Source organism: Mesorhizobium sp. M1295, assembly GCF_040318135.1.
GTDB lineage: Bacteria > Pseudomonadota > Alphaproteobacteria > Rhizobiales > Rhizobiaceae > Mesorhizobium.
The window spans coordinates 320,353-340,165 of sequence record NZ_JAMYLU010000004.1 but is presented as its reverse complement, the minus strand read 5'-3'; the positions used below and the strand labels follow the sequence as shown (position 1 = coordinate 340,165).

Here is a 19,813-nt window from a genome sequence, read left to right as displayed (position 1 = left end):
GGCGCGCTCTACTTGCGCCTTCATGGCTCCTGCCAAGGTCGAGTGTGCCGATGAGGCCGATCTTGCCGACCCTGCTCAGCAAAAACGGCGCCCTCGGCGTGGGAGCCGAAGGCGCCGCGGGACCGGACCTGATGGGGGTTATCAGGTGGCCGGTTTCTGGGGTAGCGGCGAGACCGGCATTCCCGGACCGATCTTCTGCAGATTCCCGGTGATCACCTGGTCGCCTTCGGCTACGCCGCTCAAGATGGCCACCTGATCGCCATTGGTCGGTCCGAGCGAAACGATGCGCTGGTCGACGGTGTTGTCCTTGCCGACGACATAGAGGTATTTGCCGAGCTGGCCTGAGCCGAGTGCCGTCTGCGGTACCATCAGCGCATCGGGCTGCTCTTTGACGTGCAGCCGGACGCGGACATACTGGCCGGGCAGCAGGGTGAACTTGCCGTTGCCGACCGTCGCCCGTGCCGTGATCGTGCCGGTCGAGCGATCGATCGTGTTGTCCATGAAGGTAAGATCGCCCTTCTGGCGCGGTTCGGTTTCACCGGGAAGCAGGACGTCGACACTGATCGGTCCCGCGGCCCGAGCTTCCTCGATCTGGGTCAGGTCCGTTTCGCTCGGATTGAAGGTGACGTAGATCGGATCGAGCTGCACCAGCGAGTTGAGCACCGTGCCGGCAACGCTGACCAGCGTTCCGACGGAAGCCTGGCTGCGTCCGATGCGTCCCGCGAATGGAGCACGGATTTCGGTATAGCTCAAATTGAGCTCGGCGGTCCGCAAGGCGGCCTGGTTCACGGCGAGCGAGGCCTGAGCCTCGCGCAAGGTGCTGGTGCGCTGGTCGAACACGTCCTTGGCGAGATAGCCGCTCTTGGCGAGCTCGCTGCCGCGCCCGAGATTGGAGCGCGCATAGTCGAGTGTTGCCGTGTCGCGCTGGATAAGCGCCTTCGCCTGCTCCAGGGCAGCCTGGAAATCCTCCGGGGCGATCTTGTAGAGAAGGTCGCCCTTTGCAACATCGCCGCCGTCGGTGGCGACCTGCTCCTGCAGATAGCCCGGCACGCGCGCCTGCAGCGTAATGCTGCGGATCGGCTCTACCCGGGCGGCGTAGTCGAGATAGATCGGGATCGTCTTCTTGACGACGCTCACCACCGGCACCGGCATGACAAAGGCTTCCGGCTTGGGTGTCGCCGCCCCGGCCGTGCCGGCGTTGAGGCTGAGACTGCCCATGTCGAGCAAGTGAACGCTCGCTATCGAAATCGCCCCAAGGGCGACGGCCGTTCCCAGCGCGATTTTCCATTTACGCATGATCGATTCTCCAGTCCTATTCAGCCGCTTCGGCCAATGGCTCGAAGGCGGGTTCGGCGGTTGGTTGTTCAGTCGTTTCGGAGACCGGTTCGCTCTCGCTGCGGCGCTCGCGCAGCTGCTCGATCACCGCATAGAAGACCGGCACGAACACCAGCGACAGGATGGTCGCCGCGACCATGCCGCCAAAGACAGTGGTGCCGATCGACTGCCGGCTCGCGGCACCTGCACCTGTAGCGAACATCAGCGGCAGCACGCCGAGGATGAAGGCGAAGGCGGTCATCAGGATCGGCCGCAGCCGCAGCCGCGCCGCTTCCATCGCGGCGTCGACGATGCTGAGGCCTTCTTCGCGCCGGCGCCGGGCAAACTCGACGATCAGAATCGCGTTCTTGGCCGCCAGTCCGATCAGCATGACGAAGCCGATCTGCGAGTAGACGTCGATCTGCATGCCGCGCAGCCACAGCACGACGAACGCACCGAACAATGCGAGCGGCACCGCCAGCAGCACCATGAACGGCATCGCCCAGCTCTCATATTGCGCGGCAAGGATGAGGAAAACGAAGACGATGGCGAGGCCGAAGACGACGGATGCGATCGATCCCGCCTTGAGCTCCTGATAGGTGATGCCGGTCCATTCGTAGCCGAAATCTCTCGGCAACGCCGTGGCAGCGGCACGTTCCATTGCCGCCACCGCCTGGCCGGACGAAAAGCCGGGGGCGGCGCCGCCATTGATCAGGGCCGACGCATTGTTGTTGTAGTGCGGCACGGTCTCGGGGCCGACGATGGGCACAAGCTTGCCCAGCGTGCTCAGCGGCACCATGCCACCCGACGCATTGCGGACATAGAGCCGCGAAATGTCGGCCGGACCGGCTCGAGAGTCCTTGTCGGCCTGGATCGTCACCCGGAAGGTGCGGCCAAACAGGTTGAAGTCGTTCACATAAAGCGAGCCGAGATAGATCTGCAGCGTGTTGAAGACGTCCGGCAGGTTGAGCCCGAGCAGCTTTGCCTTGGCGCGATCGAGATCGTAGTTGAACTGCGGCGTCGAGGTCGAGAACGACGAGAACAATTGCTGTGGGTTGAGCTCCGGCTGCTTGCGCGCCTCGGCAATCACAGCTTGCGTCGCATCGTTGAGCGCCACGCTGCCGCGGCCGGTCAGATCCTCGACCTGGAACTCGAAGCCACCGGTGGTGCCGATGCCCGGGATCGAAGGCGGGTCGAAGCTCAGCGCAAAAGCCTCCGGAATTTGCAGCAGCTTGTTGCGCACGTCGGCGACGAGCTTCGAGGCGCTCTGGTCGGGGCCGCGTTCGTCCCATGGCTTCAGGATGGCGAATTCGACCGCCGAGTTCGACTGCGCGGCACTGGTCAGGAAGTTCAAGCCGCTGATCGAGCCGACAATGTCGACGCCGGGCGTGTTCTGCAGGATATCGCGTGCCTTTTGCGCCACTGCATCGGTGCGTTCCAGCGAGGCCCCGTCGGGGAGCTGGATAACGACGAAGAAGTAGCCCTGGTCTTCGACCGGAAGGAAGGTCGAGGGCAGGCGCTGCCAGACGAAGTAGGTCGCGACAAGTCCGGCCGCGAACAGGCCAAGCATGATCCAGCGCAGACGGATGAGAATGCGCACGCCATTCGCATACGCATGCGACAGCCGTTCGAAGCCCATGTTGAACCAGCGGAACAGCACGAACTGCGTTTCAGGCCGGTGGCGCAGGAACGCCGCGCTGAGCGCCGGAGTAAGCGTAAGCGAGACAAAGGCCGAGATGCCGAAGGAGATCGCGACCGTCAGGGCAAACTGGTTGTAGAGCCGGCCGGAAACGCCGGGGATGAAGGCAACCGGCACAAACACGGCCATCAGCACGGCGGTCGTGGCGATGATCGGTCCGGTGACCTCGGCCATCGCCGTACGCGTGGCAGCCAGCGGTTTGAGGCCGGCCTCGAGCTGGCGTTCGACATTCTCGACGACGACGATCGCGTCGTCGACGACGAGGCCGATCGCCAGCACCATGCCGAGCAGGCTGAGCATGTTCAGGGAGAAGCCGAACATGTACATGACGACTAATGTCGACACCAGCGACACCGGAATCGCGATCGTCGGGATGATCGTGGTGCGCCAGCTTTGCAGGAAGATGAACACCACCGCGACGACCAGGACCAGCGCCTCGCCGAGCGTGATCAGCACGTCATGCATAGACGCCGATACGAAACGTGTCGTATCGTAATGCATGGCATAGCTGACCCCCTTCGGGAAGCGGGCCGACAGCTCCTGCATCTTGTCCTTGACGCGCTGCTGCAGATCGAGCGCGTTGGAGCCCGGCATCTGGTAGACCGCGAGCACCACCGTCGGGTCCTTGCCGAAGAAGGCCGACGACGAATATTGCAGCGCGCCGAGCTCGATGCGCGCAACGTCGCGGAGCCGCACCAACGAGCCGTTGGCGGTATTGGCCCGCACGACGATGTCGCCGAACTCCTTGGGGTCGCTCAGCCTGCCGACGGCGTTGACCTGCATCTCGAAAGCGGTGCCGGCCGGAGCCGGCGATTGCCCGATCTTGCCGGCCGCCACCTGGACGTTCTGCTCGGCGACGGCGTTCTGCACGTCGACGGCGGTGATGCCGAGATTGGCGAGCTTGTCGGGATCGAGCCAAACGCGCATCGAATAGCGCCGCTCGCCGAAGATCTGCACGTCGCCGACGCCAGGCAGGCGCTTCAGCGGATCGACCACCTGCAGGTAGGCGAGATTGCTCAAAGTGACCGGGTTGACGGAGCCGTCCGGGGAGGTGAGGTCGACGATCAGGACGAAGTTCGGGTTCTGTTTCTTGATCGTCACGCCGCCCTGGTTGACGATGGCCGGCAACGAGGAAGCCGCCTGCGAAACGCGGTTCTGGACGTCGACGGCGGCGGTGCTCAGGGAATAGCCGACCTCGAAAGTGATGGTGATCGTCGAGGAGCCGTCATTGGAGCTCGACGACGACATATAGGTCATGCCCTGAACGCCGTTGATCTGCTGTTCGAGCGGCGTCGTCACCGTGTCGGCGACAACCTGCGCGCTGGCGCCCGGGTAGTGGGCGCTGACCACGACCTGGGGCGGCGTGATGTCGGGAAACTGCGAGACGGGCAGCAGAAAATAACAAATCCCCCCGGCGAGCACCATGATGATGGCGATCGCCGACGCAAAGATCGGACGATGAATGAAGAAGTTTACCATGAGATGCACGCCTCGCCCGATGCTCTGGCCCGGCCAAAGGCCCTGGCCACCCTGGACAGTCGCCGGCTGCGCGTTGAGCCGGAATCTTCGAGAAAGCCGAAATCTTGCAGCGGGCGACGCGGCGCGTTGCGGCGCTCGGCCTGCTCGTCCGCCAGCGCACGCAGCATCGCCTCGAAAGACCGCGGATCGACGCGGTCGGCCTTCATCAGCATGCGGATCATCGGATCCTTCACGACTTCATCGATCGTCAGATCATTGCGCTGCGACATCGAAGCGGCTCCTGGTTTTTGGCGATCCGCGGCAGGCCGCGGATCGGGTGTTCTCTTGCTCGCCGGCCGAGGCCGTAAGGTGCGGTTCGTCCCCTTGCCGATTGGGCGGGGCTGATGGCCGGCACTTGCGAGTTTGACATGATGCAATGCGGGTGTTACAGGTAAGTAACATCTCTAACGTTACAGACCGGTAACACCCTAGTCAAGAGGTGCACCGAGGGAATTTCGGGAAACGCAATCACGGAGGTTTTGATGACAGACAGTGTTGTGGAGCGTGGTCGCCCCCGGGACAGGATCCTGGAGACGGCACGGGACATGTTTCACAAGCATGGCATTCGCGGCGTCGGCATCGACGCCATCACCGAGGCCGCCGGTACCAACAAGATGACGCTCTACCGGCATTTCGAGTCCAAGGACGACCTGATCATCGAATGTCTGCGGGCGACCGCCTGCAGCGCCAACGCGATGTGGGAAAAGTTCGAGGCCGAGAATCCGGGCGACAAACTGGCGCAACTGCACGCCTGGGTCCGGATGGCGGCCGATTGCCTGATGTCGGATCGTCGCGGTTGCGACATGGCCAACGCCGCCATCGAGCTGAGCGAGACCGATCATCCGGCAAGGCAAGTGATCAAGGAACTCAAGGAAGCGCAGCGCGAGCGGCTGGTCTCGCTGTGTCGCGATGCCGGCATCGGCCAGGCCGAACTTCTCGCCGACACGCTGTCGCTTCTGCTCGAGGGCGCCCGTGTCAGCCTGCAAAGCGTCGGCGCCGAAGGCCCGAGCGCGCAGTTCGTCCGCATGGCGGAAGGCCTGATCACTTCTTTCAGGGCCAGATAGTCTCGCAAGCGGCGAAACCATTGACAGCTCGTTGGTTACGAGCCGCGCCGCCGAGCGCTCTTTCGTCCCATTCGGATGTGTCGTCACCACACTTCTCCGTCTGCCGCCGCGCCATTCCTTGCGCGGCGTATTGCTTGTTGGTTGTGAGGGCAAGATAGGGCCGGCAGCGAATTGGTGAGAGTGACAAGTGTGACAGGATTCCGCCCGGAAATGCCGTGGCGATCTCAGCGAAGGCCCATCGATTCGCGGATCGGTACTCGTCCCGGTGATAGTCATGGCCCCAGCCTTGGCCGATACCTCAGAGCCGGAACGAAAAAAGCCCGCTGCCGGGAGGAGGTGGCAGCGGGCTTGATTTTCGAATGCGGTGCGGGAGGAGGTGCACCGAATTCAACGTCGGCATCGCATCTGGGAGGAGTAGATGGCCGACGCTTATGAACTTACTGGTTGCCCAATGATTCGGCAACCACAAAAGTTGCATAGCTGATGTGCAGATTTGCGGTATCAACCGAATTTTAACGATCGAGGCCGAGCGAACACCGCCCTCGCGCGGCATCACTGCACCGGGACATTTTCCTTGAAGATCAGGCGCGGGTCGATGAATTTCCGCGTCAGATAGGGCGCCGACGAGGCGATCGAGCCGAGCAGGCGAATGACCGACTGTTCGGCGATCAGCCTGGCATTCTGGTCGATGACGACGTCGAGCAGATCGTCGACGAGATAGCCGCGCGTTTCGCGCGTCAGATCATGGCAGATGAACACCGGCTTTTTCTGCGGTCTGGCTTCGAGCAACGCTTTCGCCACGCCTGATCGTCCGGCGCCGATACAGTAGATGCCGAGCAGCTCCGGCTCGTTGTGCAGCGCGTTCATGGTCGCGGTGTAACTGACCTCCGGCTCGTCGTTGATCTCGACGGCACTGGTGACGGTCAGATTGGGGAACTCCTCGCCGAGCACGGAGCGAAAGCCCATTTCGCGTTCCTCGTGGCCGCGATAGGAACGTGAGCCGACCACCATCGCCAGATGGCCTTTGCGGCCGCCGAGGAACCGTCCCATCAGCAGCGCCGCGGTGCGGCCCGCCACCCGGTTGTCGATACCGACATAGGCCGAGCGGGGCGCGCCCGGAACGTCGGACACCAGCGTGACTAGGCGGATGCCGGCCTCGACGATCTCGCGCAAGATGTTGCGCGTCCTTGGATGATCGACGGCAATGACGCCGACCCCGTTCGCCTTGAGGGAGAGGTTTTCGACGGCTGTCTGTAAGGCGCTCGGCGAGATGCCGGTGAGCTTATGGATGCGGCAGGAGGCGACCAGCGGCAGGCGCGCCGCATAATCCTCGATGTGCCTGGCCAGATCGGCCATGAAGGCATTGCTGCCGATCGGCAGGAAGAATTCGAGATGCGCCGGCCGCGAGGGCAACGCGACCTGGTCGACAACCGGCAGATAGCCGAGCTGCTTGGCCGCCTCAATTACGCGCTGCCGGTTGGCGGCACTCGCCCCCGGCCGGTTGTTGAGCACACGGTCGACCGTCGCGGTCGACAGGCCGCAGCTCCTGGCAATATCCGAAACGGTGGCTTTCATCTCGCAACCATGTGGCGATGCGATCCAGTGCCTCGGCGGTCAGCCGGCGGTCAGTCGTGCCGCTTTGTGCGCTCGACCAGCGCGTCGTGGATCTCCTTGTCCGACATGCCGGTGATGACGCGTTCGACTTCGGCGACGCTGGTCTTCTTCGGGTCGATATCGTCGGCGACCACCTTGCCGCGGCGCATGACGACGATGCGGTCGACCACCTGGAAGACGTGGTGGATGTTGTGGGCGATGAAGATGCAGGAATGGCCGGAATCGCGGGCGCTGCGCACGAAGCTTAGAACGCCTTGCGTTTCGGCGACGCCGAGATTGTTGGTCGGCTCGTCGAGGATGATGAGGTCGCTGTCGAAATGCATGGCGCGTGCAATCGCCACCGCCTGCCGCTCGCCGCCGGAGAGCGAGCCGATCGGCGTCGTCGGCGGAATGTTCTTCGAGATGCCGACCTGCTTGAGCAGGTCGCGGGCAACCACGTTCATCGCCTCCTGGTCCATGCGGTTGAGGAAACGCGGCGGCTTGATCGGCTCGCGTCCAAGGAACAGGTTGCGGGCGATCGACAGTTGCGTCACCAGCGCCGAGTCCTGGTAGATCGTCTCGATGCCGTGGGCGATGGCGTCGCTGGTGCTGCGCAAATTTACCCTCTTGCCGCGGATGAAGATGTCGCCGCTGGTCAGCGGGACCGCGCCCGACAGCACCTTGATCAGCGTCGACTTGCCGGCGCCATTGTCGCCGAGCAGTCCGACGATCTCCCTTTCGTTGACATGGAAATTGGCATCAACCAGCGCCTGAACGCGGCCATAGGACTTGCGGATGTTCGTCATGCGGATCAGCGGCTCGACCATCGTCTCAAGTCCCTGCCTGATGCCGGCGTTCCAGCCAGGAGTGGAGCGCCATCATGCCGAGGATGATAGCGCCGATGAAGATGTTGTAGGCAAGGCCCGGCACACCGATCAGCACGATGCCGTTGCGCATCACGCGCAGGATCAGGATACCGAGCACTGTGCCGATGATGGTGCCGCGCCCGCCGGTCAGCGCCGTACCGCCGATCACCACCATGGCGATGACTTCGAGCTCGTAGCCGGTGCCGCTGTTGGGGTTGGCCGCAGAGGTGCGCAGCGAGCTGATGACGCCGGCAAGCGAGGCCAGGATCGACGACAGGATGAACAGGCCGATCTTGACGCCGCTGACATTGACGCCGCGCGCCCTTGCGGCACTCGGGTTGCCGCCGGCCGCCTGGATCCAGTTGCCGATCCGGCTCTGCGTCAGCACGTAGCCGAGCGCGACGGCGGCCGCGATGAACCAGAACAGCGACATATAGATACGGAACGGCCCGATGAAGAAATCGCCGACCAGGGCTTCCGCCAGCCAGCTCCCCTCGGCGCTCCAGGTCCGCTGCGGAAACCCGTTGGTGACGAACAAAGCGGTGCCGCGCACCACCAGCAGCATGCCCAGCGTCACCAGGAAGGACGGGATCTTGAGCTGCGTCACGAACCAGCCATTGACCAGCCCGATGAAGGCGGCAACCACCAGGGCAACGGCGAAGGCGGCTTCGAGCGAGGTGAGACCGCTGTTGAACAGCGTCCACATCAGGACCGGCGAGAAGCCGAACACCGAGCCGACCGAGAGGTCGAATTCGCCCGATGTCATCAGCAGTGTCATCGCCAGCGCGATCAGCCCGAGTTCGACCGTGAAGGCCAGCGTGTTCGAGATGTTCTGCGGCGACAGGAAGTCGTGATTGATGCCCCAGAACACGGCAATCTCGACGACAAGCAGCACGAAAGGCCCGAACTCTGGCCGCGCGATCGAGCGTTGGATAAGGGAACGATTTTCCACCTTGGACCCGCGATAGGATTGGAACTGGCCGAGACGGCAACCGGCTTCGGCGGAATGATGAGACAGCCACGGCCGCCGGAGCGGCCGTGACCAACTCGATCGCGGATTTATTTGCCGGACAGGATCTTGTCGTAGACTGCCGCGGTGTCCTTCTCGTACAGCGCGCCGGTGATCACGTCGAAGCCGGGCGGAATGCCGCTCGCCGCCATGTTGGCGAGCGAGAGCGCGACGTAGCTGGTCGCCTGCGGATCCTGCCACTGGCCGGCATTGACGTAGCCGTTCAGCACTTCCTGGGTGGTATCGAGCGAGTTGCCCCAGCCGACAACCGGGATTTCGCCCGGCTTGACGCCGACCTGGTCGAACACTCGCTTGATCGAACCGGTGACAAGGTCGCCGAGACCGATGACCGCCTTGACCTTGGCCCTGTTGGCGGTGAGGTAATCGACCATGCGGTTGATCACTTCGGCCTGGTCGAGCGTCGCTTCGGTGATTTCATAAGTGATGCCGAGCGGCTCGAAGACGCTCTTGATGCCTTCCTCTTCCTGGACGCCATAGGTGGCGCCGGGAATTTCGACCGGCATCCAGACGAAGTCGCCCTTCTTCACCAGGCCCTTGTCGACCAGATACTGCGCCCAATGCTTGCCGAAGGTGACGTTGTCGCCGCCGACATAGGCGTTGAAATCCGCCTTCGGGTCGGGCGTGTTGAAGTTGATGATCGGGATGTTCGCCGCCCGCGCTTCCTTGACGATCTCGACAAGGCTGCCCGGATCGGGGCTGGTGGTGGTGATGCCGTCGGCCTTGGCGGCGATTGCGGCGCGAACGGCTTCCTGCTGCGACGCCACGTCACCATTGTGGAACGAGGTGTTGACGGTATTGCCGGTGTCCGTCGCCCATTGCTTGGCGCCGGCAAGGAAGTAGGTCCAGACCGGATCGGCCGGGCCGCCATGCGAAATCCAGTAGAATGTCTTGGCCTGTGCCGCGGCCGGAATGGCCAGCGCCACCACCAAGCCAAGTACAAGCAGTCTTAGCCTCGTCAGCATTTGATTTCCTCCCATTTGAACCGAACTCCTCCTCCCACGACGATCGCGGCGAAAAACCGTGCGCGGCAAAAACCGCGATCGTATTCTGCCAGCGTCGACCTGGGTGCATCAGAGCATCCCCTTTTTCGATCGATGGCAAGCCTTCATCTGCCAGTGGTAGTTGGCGCATCCGCAGGCGCCATCAGCCCTACCATCAGATTGCATCAGTTTGCGTGATATTTTTCAGGCAGGCGATTCCTGGACTGCGTCGGCCGGATTGCTCCCGGCGCCCATCTACTCCAAACGACCATGACGTCCCTTGTCGTGGGCGCTGCGGGCCTGTTTGATACCGAAGACCTCAGATTCCGGATGTCAAGATCAGCCCTTGATCCAGGCCGGGTCGCGAAAATTGTCCCATGTGGCACCGATGCCTGCATCGACCGGAATGGCAGCGCCTGTAATGCCATTGGCTATGGGCGAGGCGACGAACGCAATCGCCGCTGCGATGTCACGCGGTGTCAGCACCCGGCCGAGCGGATGCCGCTCGGCGTAGGAGGCGAGGATCTCGTCACCATTCGGCAGCGCTGCCAGCCGTCCGGCCAGCAGCGGCGTATGGGTCACGCTCGGGCAGACGCAATTGACCGTGACCCGGTCCCGCGCCAGGTCGAGCGCCGCCGCGCGGGCAAGGTTGAGCAGCGCTCCCTTCGACACGCAGTAGGAGAACATGCCGTGCTCGGCCTGCAGCCCATCGAGGCTGGAGAGCAGCACGATGGCGCCGCTCTTTTGCTTGCGCATGCCCTTGGCCGCCTCGCGCACCACCAGGAATGAGCCTCGCACGTTGACGCCCATCACCTGCTCGAAATCCTCGACCGAGGTCTCGAACACCGGCCCGCCGACGCCGAGCACGCCGGCACAGGCCACGGCGACATCGATTTCGCCAAGCTGCTTGCGCGTCGCCGCAAAGGCATCGGCGACGGTCTTCTCATGACCGGCATCGCCTTCGAAGGCGATCGCTTTCCGACCGATGTGCTTGACCTGCCTGGCGGTGTCTGCAGCAGCGCCCGCGGTCCAGTCGAGGATGGCGACATCGGCGCCGAGATCGGCCAGTGTCAGCGCCGTCTCGCGGCCTATGCCCGAGCCGCCGCCGGTGATGAAGGCGACCTTGCCTTGATAGGAAAGTCCGGGAAACGGTTCGCGCGGGCTCATGCGCCCGCCTCCGCTGCCATTTTGATCGTGCCTTTGTAGGTCGGGGCGCCGCCGCCCGGCACTTTCAGCCGCCACAGGCGCCCGGCATAGGACGGTTTGTCGCTCGATGCCAGCACGCTGGCGTCGGTCACCCACAGCGTCTCGCCATCGAAGGCGAGATTGGTCGGCGCGCCGCCGCACTTGATGAAGCCCTTGATGGCGCCGTCGCGGGCGACGACATGGATGCCGCCGCCGACCAGATCCGTGACCAGCAGCGAACCGTCGGCGGCGATCGTCATGCCGTCGAGGATCGGGTTATCCCCCGGCATGCGGCCGAGATCCTCGATGCTGCCGTCGCCCTTCAGTCGCCTGACACGGCCGGTGTAAGATTCGTCCCAGACGATCGAGCCGTCGGCCTCGACGACGATGCCGTTCGGAAACACCGGTTCTGGGAAGGCCACCTTGATTGTCGCCTTGCCGTCCGGTGCCAGCGCAAAAATGTAGCTCGGGTCGGGACTGGCGGGATTATAGGTGCCGGGGTCGGTCCAGACCAGCGTACCATCCGGCGCAAAGACCAGATCGTTCGGGCCATTGAGTTTGACGCCCTCGACCTCGGTCACCAGAATTTCCGGCCCGGCGCCCGGCCGCACCCGCTGGATCGATGGCACGGTCATCTCAGGCGCGCGCCACGGACCGACGGTGCCGCCGTTCTGGCAGACATAGAGCGCGCCGTCGGAGCCAAGCACGCAGGAGTTCGGCGCGCCGGTGACATAGGCGAATTGCCTTGCCTTGTCGTCCTTGCCGACAATGGTCAGCTGGCTGCGGTAGCTTTCGACGAAGACCAGGCTGCCGTCCGGCATCACGGTCGGCCCTTCCGGCCATCCGAGATTGTCCGTCACCAGTTCCGGCGAAAGATCGTTCTTCATTTCACGGCCCCTGCGGTTAGTCCGCGCACGATGTAGCGCTGGACGAAAAGCGAGAAGAGGAGGATCGGGATGACGGTGACGACGCCGACCGTCGCGGCGATGTTCCAGTCGATCGGTCGCTGCGCGCTGACCAGGGTCGCGGCACCCAGCGATATGGTCTGGAAGGCACGGCTGTCGATGACGTAGAGTGCGACCAGGAACTCGTTCCAGATGAACAGCGCGCCGAACAGCGCTGCCGTCACCAGGCCCGGCCGCACGATCGGCAGCATGACGTGCCACAGCACACCGACGCGCGTGCAGCCGTCGATCATCGCCGCTTCATCGATCTCGCTCGGGATTTCGTCGAAGAAGCCGATCATGATCCACACCACGAGCGGCAGCGAAAAGGCGATATAGGGCAGGACCAGGCCCGGATAACTGTCCTGCAGGCCGGCCGTCTTGACCATCAGAAACAGCGGAATGGCGACAGCGATCGGCGGCATGAAGCGCATCGACAGGATGGTGCTTGCCAGCTGCTCGCTATGCTTGAAGCGCAGCCTTGAAAACGCATAGGCCGCCGGCGTGCCGATCAGAATCGCGGCTGCGGTTGCGATGCCGACCACGATGATGGAGTTGAGGGTGAAGGCCAGCATCCCCTGGCTGAACAGCACCTCATTGTAGTTCTTGACGATCTGCGTCCAGTTGAGGTTGAGCGTCGGTGGCACCTGCGCCAGGATCTCGATGCGCTTCTTGGTCGACAGCACCGCCAGATAGAGGAAGGGCGCGGCGCCGAAGATGCCGAGCACGATGAGGAAGAGGTAGGCGATGACCCGGCCCGGGCGGATCTTCATCGCGAGTTCCCGGGCCGGATCTGGACGTATCTGAGCATCACTGTCGTGCCGACGGCGAGGATCAGAAGCATCATGTAGGCCACCGCCGCGGCATAGCCGTAATTCTGGAACTGGAAGCCGTTCTGGAACGAGAAAAAGGACAGCGTCGTCGTGCTGCGCGCTGGCCCGCCATAGCTCAGCCCGTAGATCAGGTCGAACGAACGGAAAGCATCGACGGCGCGGAACACGGCGGCGAAGACGATGGCCGGCGCCAGCATCGGCAGCGTGATGCGCCGGAAGGTGACGAATGGGCCGGCGCCGTCGACCTGGGCGGCTTCGAAGACGTCCTGCGACAGCGCCTGCAGGCGCGCAAAGACGATGATGAAGACGAATGGCGTCCATTGCCAGCAGTCGACGAGGATCACCGTCACCATCGACATGCCGACCGAGCCCAGCCAGTCGGGTGGCGTCAGTCCGATCTGCTTTATCGCCCAGTTGACCAGCCCCCAGTCCGGATTGAGCAGGGCGCGCCACATCACCCCGACGATGATCGGCGTCATCAGCATCGGCAGCAACAGGATGCCGCGCACGATCCAGCCGCCCTTCAGCTGCAGGTTGAAGAACATCGCCAGTGCGACGCCGAGCACGACCTGGATGGAAACCGAGAAAAACACCATGATGGCGCTGTTCATGGCGGCGTTCCAAAACAGCGGATCGACCAGCAGGGCACGGTAATTGGCGAGGCCGACGAAATTGCCGGTGCCGGTCGCGGCGGTCAAATCTGTAAGCGACAGGCGCAGGCTGTGGAACAGCGGATAAATGCTGAAGACGATCAGGTAAAGCAGGCACGGGCCGAGGAGCAGCCACACGGCTCTCCCCGGCTCGTCACGTGTGCCGAAGACGAATTTCGTCTGGGTGGCGGCGGTTGTCGCAAGGCTCATCGAAAATCACATCCACAGCGATCCGCGCGGGCACCGATCAGGCAAGGTGGCCTGCCTTCCGCAAGATCGCCTCCCACTGGGTCTGCACTTTTTCACAGGCAGTCTTGGCATCTTGCGTGCCGATCAGCGCCGCGTTGAACTCGACGTTCATGACATCGTTGAGTTGAAAGAATTCCGGGATCAGCGACGTCGGTATGGTGTCGGCCGTCTCGATCGCCGTCAGCGCGTCCTTGAGGTAGGGGAACTTCGCCACCAGCTCGGGATCTGTGAAAGCCGAGGTGCGGTTCGCATCGATGTTGTATTTCTCGATGGAATAGCGGTTCACCGCCTTGCTGGTGATCCAGGTCAGCGCCAGCCAGGCGGCGTCCTTCTTCGCCGGGTCGATATTCTTCGGGATGCCGACCCCCCAGCCGCCTTGGATTGCCCGCGGCGACTTGCCGTCGCCGGAAGGAACCGGGGTGGTCGCGGTGGTCTCGGCGACCATGGAATTCTCGCTGTTCAGGATCGGCCCGGCAATTGTAGACCAGAAGATCATCTGCGCGATCTTGCCGGTGGAGAAGCCGTCGACGTTTTCGGCAAAGCCGTATTTGGTCACATTCTTCGGCGCATACGGCAGCAGGTCGATCAGCATCTGCAAGGCGCCGATGCCTTCCTTGGAATTGACCTGCGGCTTAAAATTCTTCTCCTTGGCGCTGCCGGTCATCAGCACGCCGCCAGTGGTGATGAAGCGAGTGTACCAGTCGACCGCGGCGAGCGAGAAATCGTTGGCGCCGATGAAGGAGCAACCGGCCACGTCGTCGGTGTTGAGCTTCTCGGCGGCAGCCTTGAACTCGTCCCAGGTCTTGGCCGGCTGCAGGCCTGCCGCGTCGAACAGGTCCTTGCGATAGAAATAGATGACCGACCCGGAATGCAGGCCGGGTATGCCGTAGACGTCCTTGCCTTTGCCAACTGTGCCGGAGGCCATGTCGAAAATGCCGACATTCTTCATCGCCGCCGGGATGAGATCGGCGAAATCCCAGTCCGGCGGCGTTTTTGCGGGATCGTCGATATAGGCGTTGAGCTGCTCGTAATAGCCGCCGCCGACCTGCTGGGTCGTCAGGAACCCAAGATACTCGATCAATTCGAACGAGGATTTGTCTGCCTTGAGGTTCTGCAATGTCTTTTCGATCAGCGCGCCGAGTGCCGGCGAGGTGATCTCCAGTTCCATGCCGGTCTCCTCGACGAATTTCGGCAGCATGTCGGCGAGCGCGCGATGGTCGTTCTCATCGCCGGTCATCAGGATGTTGATTTTGGTGCCGGCGAACTTCTTCATGTCGAAACCGGCGGCGTAGAGCGGCACGGTGCCGCCAAGTCCTCCAAACGCCGTTGCCAGGCCCAGCATGCCGGCGCGCTGCATCAGGTCGCGGCGCGTCAGGCCGCCTGTATCCACGGCGGCGTTTTCGCCGGGCCGCGGGTGATCCGTCTGCTCTTTTCCGCTCATGTCTCACTCCCCAGTTTCTTCTTTGTTCTGCCGACGGGACTGCATCGGTCCGGACGGCAGATTGCATCCGGCGATCTAAATAGTCAATCGATTGCTTAATGATCGCTCAAACGATTGCTTGAACAAACACGTCGTGTTATCGATGCCGTGCTCTATGGGTGAAAATTGTCTCGGGCGCAGGCGCTTGACAGCTGTCGCGCACGGCCTCTACACGCTGGCAAACAACAATGTGCCAGGCGACTGAATGGCGGCCTTCCAGCGCATCCGAAGCCCGAACCGACAGGGAGGTCGTCGATGAGCCTGGGAAGCGTTGTCGTGACAGGTGCGGGCGACGGCATAGGACGCGCCATAGCGATCCGATTGGCCGCCGACGGCTGGAATGTCGTCGGCCTCGAACTTGACCGGGCGGCAGCCGAGGCGCTTGGCAAGACGCTTGGCAACGGCCATCATGCGGTGTGCGGCGACGCATCCGACCGCTCGGTGCTGAAAGCCGCCCGCGAGGCGGCGGAACAACTCGCGCCGTTGCGCGGATGGGTCAACAATGTCGGCATCGCCTTGATGGGCAATCTGCATGAACCCAATGAGCCCGAGGTCGAGCGTTTGTTCGCCGTCAACCTGATGTCGCATTTCTGGGGCTCGTCCGAAGCCATCCGGACGTGGGTTCGAGACCGGGCGACCGGTTCGATCGTCAATGTCTCCTCGGTGCATGGCCGCTCGGCCTTCAACATGTGGGCGGCCTATGATGTGGCCAAGGCCGGCATCGATGCGCTGACCCGCTATATCGCGGTCGAATACGGGCCGATCGGCATCCGCGCCAATGCGGTCGCGCCCGGCGCCGTCCGTACGGCGCTGGTGCAACGCGTGATCCGCGACAGCCCCGACAGCGCGGTGGCTGAAAAGGAAATGTCGATTCAGCATCCGCTCGAGCGCATCGGCGAGCCGGAGGAGATCGCGGCCGCCGTCTCGTGGCTGATTTCGTCCGAGGCCTCGTTCGTCACCGGCCAGTCGCTGGCCGTCGATGGCGGCTTGACCTCGCGCTGCTACCGCTATGCGCCCGACGCGCAACTGCTCGCCATGTACGGAAAGGGCTGAAGCCTTTGAAGCCAATCAGCCCGCCGGGGCGCGCCACGCTGAAGGACATTGCCCGCACTGTCGGCGTCGACGTTTCCACCGTTTCCAAGGTGCTCAACGACGGCGGCATCAGCGTGCGGCCGCAGACGCGCCAAGCAATCATCGACGAGGCAAGCCGGGTCAACTATCGCCCACATGCGCCGGCTCGCAACCTGCGCACCCAGCGCACCGGCGCACTCGGCATTCTGCTGCCCGACCTCACCAATCCAATCTATGCCGAGACGGTGCATGGTGCGATGCGCCAAGCCGAACGGTCCGGCTACGTCATGCTCATTGCCGAGGTTGCGGACGAGCGCACCTCCGCCGCCGCCTATATGCGGTTGGTCAGCGAACGCCGCATCGACGGGCTGATCATCGCCGTCAGCGCCGAAACCAGCGAGATGATCGCTGCCATCGAGAACAATCCGGTGCCGCACGTCTTCGTCAACCGCCGTTCCAGCATCGGCCGCAGCGTCACCGTCGACGACCAGGCTTCGGGACGGCTTGCCGCGCAGACCCTGATCGAGGCCGGCCATCGGCGCCTCGGCTTCATCGGCGCGTTGCCCGAACTCGACACCTCGCGACGCCGGCGCCATGGCTTCGTCGAAGTCTGCCAGGCTGCCGGCCTGCCGGCCGTCGTCGAAATCGCCGGCCCGGTCTCGCGCCGCGGTGGCTACGATGCCTTGCACAGGCTGCTCGATGAGGCGCAACGCCCGACCGGCGTCTTCGCCTTCAACATGCTGGTCGGCATCGGTGCGCTGGCGGCGGCCCGTGTGCGCGGCGTGCGCGTGCCGGACGATCTTTCGGTGGTCACGCTCGACGGCGAGGACGCCATCTTTACCGCGCCGCCGCTGACCGCCATCATTACCCCGCTCGCCGAAATGGGCGCGCGCGCCGTAGTCGAGCTCGAAGCCATGATCCAGGGGCGCGAACCGCAGGATGTCGTGATCGATATCCCGCCGAAGCTGGTTTACCGCGAATCCGTGGCGCCGCCGCCTCGCTAAAGCGGTTCATCGTTTCACGGAAACGCCGAACCGCTCTATCTCTTTGTTTCTACGCAATTCCGGACGGAAAACCGTTTCACACCTTTCCTGGAATTGCGCTAAAGCCTTCGCGGCTCAAGCCGTCGCCGGACCGGCGACGATGCCGCGGTCGTGCAGGCTTCCGATCTCGCCGTCGCTCAACCCCAGTTCGGTCAGGATCTCGTCGGTGTGCTCGCCAAGTACGGGCGCGCGGACTGCAGGAAGCCGTTCCACCGAGGAGAAATCCAGTGGCGAAGTCGGGGTCAGCAGCGATCCGAGACCGGGGTGATCGACCTTTGCGAACATCGGGTTGTCCGTCGAGCAGCGCGGATCCTCGACCAACAATTGCCGGAATGTCTGGTAAGGCCCCCACGAGACGCCGGATGCCGTGAAGATGCGCCGCACGTCGGCGAAGCTCCGTGCCGAAAACCACGGCGCCAGTAGGGCGGCGATCGCCTCGCGCGCCGCATAACGCCCGCCTTCGCTGTCGAGGTCGGCGCCGCTTGTTGCCGCGAGCTTTGCCGTGTCCAGCCCGGTCGCCTGCAGCAGTACGGCCCATTGCCGGCCGGTCAGCGCCATCACCATGACGCGGCGGTCGTCGGCGGTGAGGAAATCCCGCCCGAACGCACCATAGAGATAGTTGCCGTCCTTTTCGGCACTGCCTCCAAGTTCGGCCTGCGCCAGCCGACCGAGATTGCCGGTCATGGCCAGCGCTACGTCCGATAGCGCCAGTTTCACCAATGACCCGTTGCCGGTGCGGCTGCGGTGGCGGTCGGCGGCAAGCACGCCCACCGCCGCCATCTCGCCCATCGCGATGTCCCAGGCCGGCAGCACGCTATTGGTAGGCTCCGTGGCGCCGCGCGCGCCGGTGATTTCGGCAAAGCCGGTTGCCGCGTTGACGGTATAGTCGACCTCGCTGGTTCCATCATTGTTGCCGGTCAGCGCGATCATGATGACGTCGTTGCGCCGGTGCTTCAGGGCCTCGTAGGAGAGGGCGCCGCGCGCCGCAAAATTGGTCAGGAAGATGCCGTTGCCCGGCCCCGGTCTCGCGATCAGACTGGCCACGACGTCCTGCCCTTCGGGCGACTGCAGGTTGATCTGGATCGAACGCTTGCCCTTGTTCATGCCGGCCCAGAACAGGCTCTGGCCGTTGTCCGCCACTGGCCACCGGCCATGGTCGAGCCCACCGCCGATCTGGTCGTAGCGGATCACGTCGGCCCCCAATTGTGCCAGCGTCATGCCGCCGAGCGGTGCCGCCACGAAGGCCGAGCCCTCGACGATGCTAAGGCCGGCGAGAATGCCGCCGCTCATGCGAACAGCCCCACTGATCGCCAGTCGAGCACGTCGGAAATCCCGCCATCGGAAGCGGTCGCCCGCACCAGTGAGCGCAAATGCACCAGCCCACCGCCGCCGGGCAGAGGCTCGCAGCGCCCGATGCCGATTTCGGAGTGCAGCGTGTCGCCCTCGTGCACCGGCCCCAGATGATCGCAGTCCTGCCAGCCCAAAATGGTTACCAGCGACGGCAGTGCACGGGTCAACTGTGCCGCTGCCAGCCCGATCGTATGGCCGCCATAGACGAGGCGCTGCCCCGTCTGGGTGCGGTCATGGTGGATCGTCGCCAGGTTCATCGTCAGCCGCGCCAGCTCCGGCGCGCTGCTCACCACATCGCCGCCGGCAAGGCGATGGATGGTGCCGGCGCTGAGATCGTTGAAATGCGGGCCAGGCACCGCCTTGCGGTAAGCGTCGAGGTTCCATCCGCCGATCGCCGCCGGCGCTCCCGTGAACTCGGATCGCGGCGGATCGGTTTCGCCCTGCGCGGCACCATCCCCTGCCTGTCTGGCCGGTAGTAGCGCGCACCGGCAGAAATCGAGTACCGGTCGGTCCTCCTGATCGCTGGTGGCGATCCGCATGGTGACCAGGCCGCGCGACGCACGCCCCGGCCTGGCGGCGGCGGACCGCAGCCCGATGATGGTGGTGACGGTCTTCAAACTGTCGCCGATCGCCGGCGCCCGGCGAAAGATCAGACCGCGGTAGAAGAGGTTGGCGATCGCCCGCTGCGTCACCAGCGTCGACTGGCCGATCGCCACGTCCCAGACCAGCGCCGGCGCGGCAAAAGGCTGCTTTAGTCCGGTCACGGATGCCGACAGTGCCGCATCGAAGGCCAGCCTCAGCCTGCCGCCGACGATTGCATGGTGGGCAGCGGCAAGGCCATCGCTCAGCCGCATCACCGGCGCTCCGTCGACGCGGTCGCCGATGCGGAGATCCTCGTAGAACGGACCGTCGATGCCTGTTGCGGGGGGAGACGTGATCACGCT

General features: G+C 63.8%; 17 protein-coding genes. 3 read left to right on the top strand and 14 right to left on the bottom strand.

Annotation, left to right across the window (positions count from 1 at the left end):
• Nucleotides 1-141: 141 nt before the first annotated feature.
• From NKH29_RS09065 to NKH29_RS09055, 3 genes are read right to left on the bottom strand one after another with little or no spacing between them, the layout of a single operon-like run.
• The gene (locus NKH29_RS09065; protein WP_023716800.1) at nt 142-1,296 is read right to left on the bottom strand and encodes an efflux RND transporter periplasmic adaptor subunit; all 1,155 of its coding nucleotides are present in this window, start codon (nt 1,294-1,296) and stop codon (nt 142-144) included.
• Between the two features lie 16 nt (nt 1,297-1,312).
• A complete protein-coding gene (locus NKH29_RS09060) occupies nt 1,313-4,492 on the bottom strand; it encodes an efflux RND transporter permease subunit (RefSeq protein ID WP_023716801.1) in 3,180 nt (1,059 codons plus the stop codon).
• Nucleotides 4,486-4,761 carry a hypothetical protein gene (locus NKH29_RS09055; RefSeq protein ID WP_023716802.1) on the bottom strand — a complete coding sequence of 92 codons (276 nt, stop codon included), beginning with the start codon at nt 4,759-4,761 and terminating at the stop codon, nt 4,486-4,488. The genes NKH29_RS09060 and NKH29_RS09055 overlap by 7 nt, the downstream gene beginning before the upstream one ends.
• Nucleotides 4,762-5,013: 252 nt before the next feature.
• On the opposite strand from NKH29_RS09055, the gene NKH29_RS09050 reads away from it, so the two are divergent.
• Nucleotides 5,014-5,595 (top strand): TetR/AcrR family transcriptional regulator, encoded by a 582-nt coding sequence (locus tag NKH29_RS09050; RefSeq protein ID WP_352895548.1) that lies wholly within the window; start codon nt 5,014-5,016, stop codon nt 5,593-5,595.
• A gap of 552 nt (nt 5,596-6,147) precedes the next feature.
• Here NKH29_RS09050 and NKH29_RS09045 read toward each other — a convergent pair.
• From NKH29_RS09045 to NKH29_RS09005, 9 genes are all read right to left on the bottom strand, one after another.
• Complete coding sequence (locus NKH29_RS09045) at nt 6,148-7,170, bottom strand: LacI family DNA-binding transcriptional regulator (protein WP_352999412.1); 1,023 nt, start codon at nt 7,168-7,170, stop codon at nt 6,148-6,150.
• A gap of 50 nt (nt 7,171-7,220) precedes the next feature.
• A complete protein-coding gene (locus NKH29_RS09040) occupies nt 7,221-8,015 on the bottom strand; it encodes an ATP-binding cassette domain-containing protein (RefSeq protein ID WP_023716805.1) in 795 nt (264 codons plus the stop codon).
• A 4-nt stretch (nt 8,016-8,019) separates the two neighbouring features.
• Nucleotides 8,020-9,006, bottom strand: a complete 987-nt coding sequence (locus NKH29_RS09035) for an ABC transporter permease (RefSeq protein WP_352493998.1) — start codon at nt 9,004-9,006, stop codon at nt 8,020-8,022.
• 107 nt (nt 9,007-9,113) lie between these two features.
• The gene (locus NKH29_RS09030; RefSeq protein ID WP_023716807.1) at nt 9,114-10,046 is read right to left on the bottom strand and encodes a substrate-binding domain-containing protein; all 933 of its coding nucleotides are present in this window, start codon (nt 10,044-10,046) and stop codon (nt 9,114-9,116) included.
• Between the two features lie 357 nt (nt 10,047-10,403).
• Nucleotides 10,404-11,231, bottom strand: coding sequence for an SDR family NAD(P)-dependent oxidoreductase (locus tag NKH29_RS09025; RefSeq protein ID WP_352588911.1), 828 nt, complete (start codon nt 11,229-11,231; stop codon nt 10,404-10,406).
• Nucleotides 11,228-12,136, bottom strand: coding sequence for an SMP-30/gluconolactonase/LRE family protein (locus NKH29_RS09020; protein ID WP_352515634.1), 909 nt, complete (start codon nt 12,134-12,136; stop codon nt 11,228-11,230). The genes NKH29_RS09025 and NKH29_RS09020 overlap by 4 nt, the downstream gene beginning before the upstream one ends.
• On the bottom strand, nt 12,133-12,966 hold the full coding sequence (locus NKH29_RS09015) for a carbohydrate ABC transporter permease (RefSeq protein ID WP_023716810.1): 834 nt from the start codon (nt 12,964-12,966) through the stop codon (nt 12,133-12,135). Before NKH29_RS09015 ends, NKH29_RS09020 begins: the two co-directional genes overlap by 4 nt.
• On the bottom strand, nt 12,963-13,886 hold the full coding sequence (locus NKH29_RS09010; protein WP_352855947.1) for a carbohydrate ABC transporter permease: 924 nt from the start codon (nt 13,884-13,886) through the stop codon (nt 12,963-12,965). Before NKH29_RS09010 ends, NKH29_RS09015 begins: the two co-directional genes overlap by 4 nt.
• Nucleotides 13,887-13,923: 37 nt before the next feature.
• Nucleotides 13,924-15,366 carry an extracellular solute-binding protein gene (locus NKH29_RS09005; protein WP_352494002.1) on the bottom strand — a complete coding sequence of 481 codons (1,443 nt, stop codon included), beginning with the start codon at nt 15,364-15,366 and terminating at the stop codon, nt 13,924-13,926.
• Nucleotides 15,367-15,660: 294 nt separating this feature from the next.
• On the opposite strand from NKH29_RS09005, the gene NKH29_RS09000 reads away from it, so the two are divergent.
• Together NKH29_RS09000 and NKH29_RS08995 are read left to right on the top strand one after the other, a co-directional pair.
• Nucleotides 15,661-16,458, top strand: a complete 798-nt coding sequence (locus NKH29_RS09000) for an SDR family NAD(P)-dependent oxidoreductase (protein WP_023716813.1) — start codon at nt 15,661-15,663, stop codon at nt 16,456-16,458.
• Nucleotides 16,459-16,463: 5 nt separating this feature from the next.
• Complete coding sequence (locus tag NKH29_RS08995; protein ID WP_352999409.1) at nt 16,464-17,480, top strand: LacI family DNA-binding transcriptional regulator; 1,017 nt, start codon at nt 16,464-16,466, stop codon at nt 17,478-17,480.
• Between the two features lie 114 nt (nt 17,481-17,594).
• Here NKH29_RS08995 and NKH29_RS08990 read toward each other — a convergent pair whose 3' ends face one another.
• Both NKH29_RS08990 and NKH29_RS08985 read right to left on the bottom strand, forming a co-directional pair.
• Nucleotides 17,595-18,809 carry a CoA transferase gene (locus NKH29_RS08990; protein ID WP_352494003.1) on the bottom strand — a complete coding sequence of 405 codons (1,215 nt, stop codon included), beginning with the start codon at nt 18,807-18,809 and terminating at the stop codon, nt 17,595-17,597.
• Nucleotides 18,806-19,810, bottom strand: a complete 1,005-nt coding sequence (locus tag NKH29_RS08985; RefSeq protein ID WP_352999407.1) for a MaoC family dehydratase — start codon at nt 19,808-19,810, stop codon at nt 18,806-18,808. Before NKH29_RS08985 ends, NKH29_RS08990 begins: the two co-directional genes overlap by 4 nt.
• Nucleotides 19,811-19,813: the final 3 nt, after the last annotated feature.

Excerpts from the sequence above, each read along its gene's own strand:
- NKH29_RS09045 (WP_352999412.1), bottom strand. The coding sequence starts at position 7,170 with ATGAAAGCCACCGTTTCGGATATTGCCAGGAGCTGCGGCCTGTCGACC.
- NKH29_RS09010 (WP_352855947.1), bottom strand. The coding sequence starts at position 13,886 with ATGAGCCTTGCGACAACCGCCGCCACCCAGACGAAATTCGTCTTCGGC.
- NKH29_RS09015 (WP_023716810.1), bottom strand. The coding sequence starts at position 12,966 with ATGAAGATCCGCCCGGGCCGGGTCATCGCCTACCTCTTCCTCATCGTG.
- NKH29_RS09050 (WP_352895548.1), top strand. The coding sequence starts at position 5,014 with ATGACAGACAGTGTTGTGGAGCGTGGTCGCCCCCGGGACAGGATCCTG.
- NKH29_RS09025 (WP_352588911.1), bottom strand. The coding sequence starts at position 11,231 with ATGAGCCCGCGCGAACCGTTTCCCGGACTTTCCTATCAAGGCAAGGTC.
- NKH29_RS08990 (WP_352494003.1), bottom strand. The coding sequence starts at position 18,809 with ATGAGCGGCGGCATTCTCGCCGGCCTTAGCATCGTCGAGGGCTCGGCC.
- NKH29_RS09000 (WP_023716813.1), top strand. The coding sequence starts at position 15,661 with ATGAGCCTGGGAAGCGTTGTCGTGACAGGTGCGGGCGACGGCATAGGA.
- NKH29_RS09030 (WP_023716807.1), bottom strand. The coding sequence starts at position 10,046 with ATGCTGACGAGGCTAAGACTGCTTGTACTTGGCTTGGTGGTGGCGCTG.
- NKH29_RS09065 (WP_023716800.1), bottom strand. The coding sequence starts at position 1,296 with ATGCGTAAATGGAAAATCGCGCTGGGAACGGCCGTCGCCCTTGGGGCG.
- NKH29_RS09060 (WP_023716801.1), bottom strand. The coding sequence starts at position 4,492 with ATGGTAAACTTCTTCATTCATCGTCCGATCTTTGCGTCGGCGATCGCC.
- NKH29_RS09005 (WP_352494002.1), bottom strand. The coding sequence starts at position 15,366 with ATGAGCGGAAAAGAGCAGACGGATCACCCGCGGCCCGGCGAAAACGCC.
- NKH29_RS09055 (WP_023716802.1), bottom strand. The coding sequence starts at position 4,761 with ATGTCGCAGCGCAATGATCTGACGATCGATGAAGTCGTGAAGGATCCG.
- NKH29_RS09020 (WP_352515634.1), bottom strand. The coding sequence starts at position 12,136 with ATGAAGAACGATCTTTCGCCGGAACTGGTGACGGACAATCTCGGATGG.
- NKH29_RS09040 (WP_023716805.1), bottom strand. The coding sequence starts at position 8,015 with ATGGTCGAGCCGCTGATCCGCATGACGAACATCCGCAAGTCCTATGGC.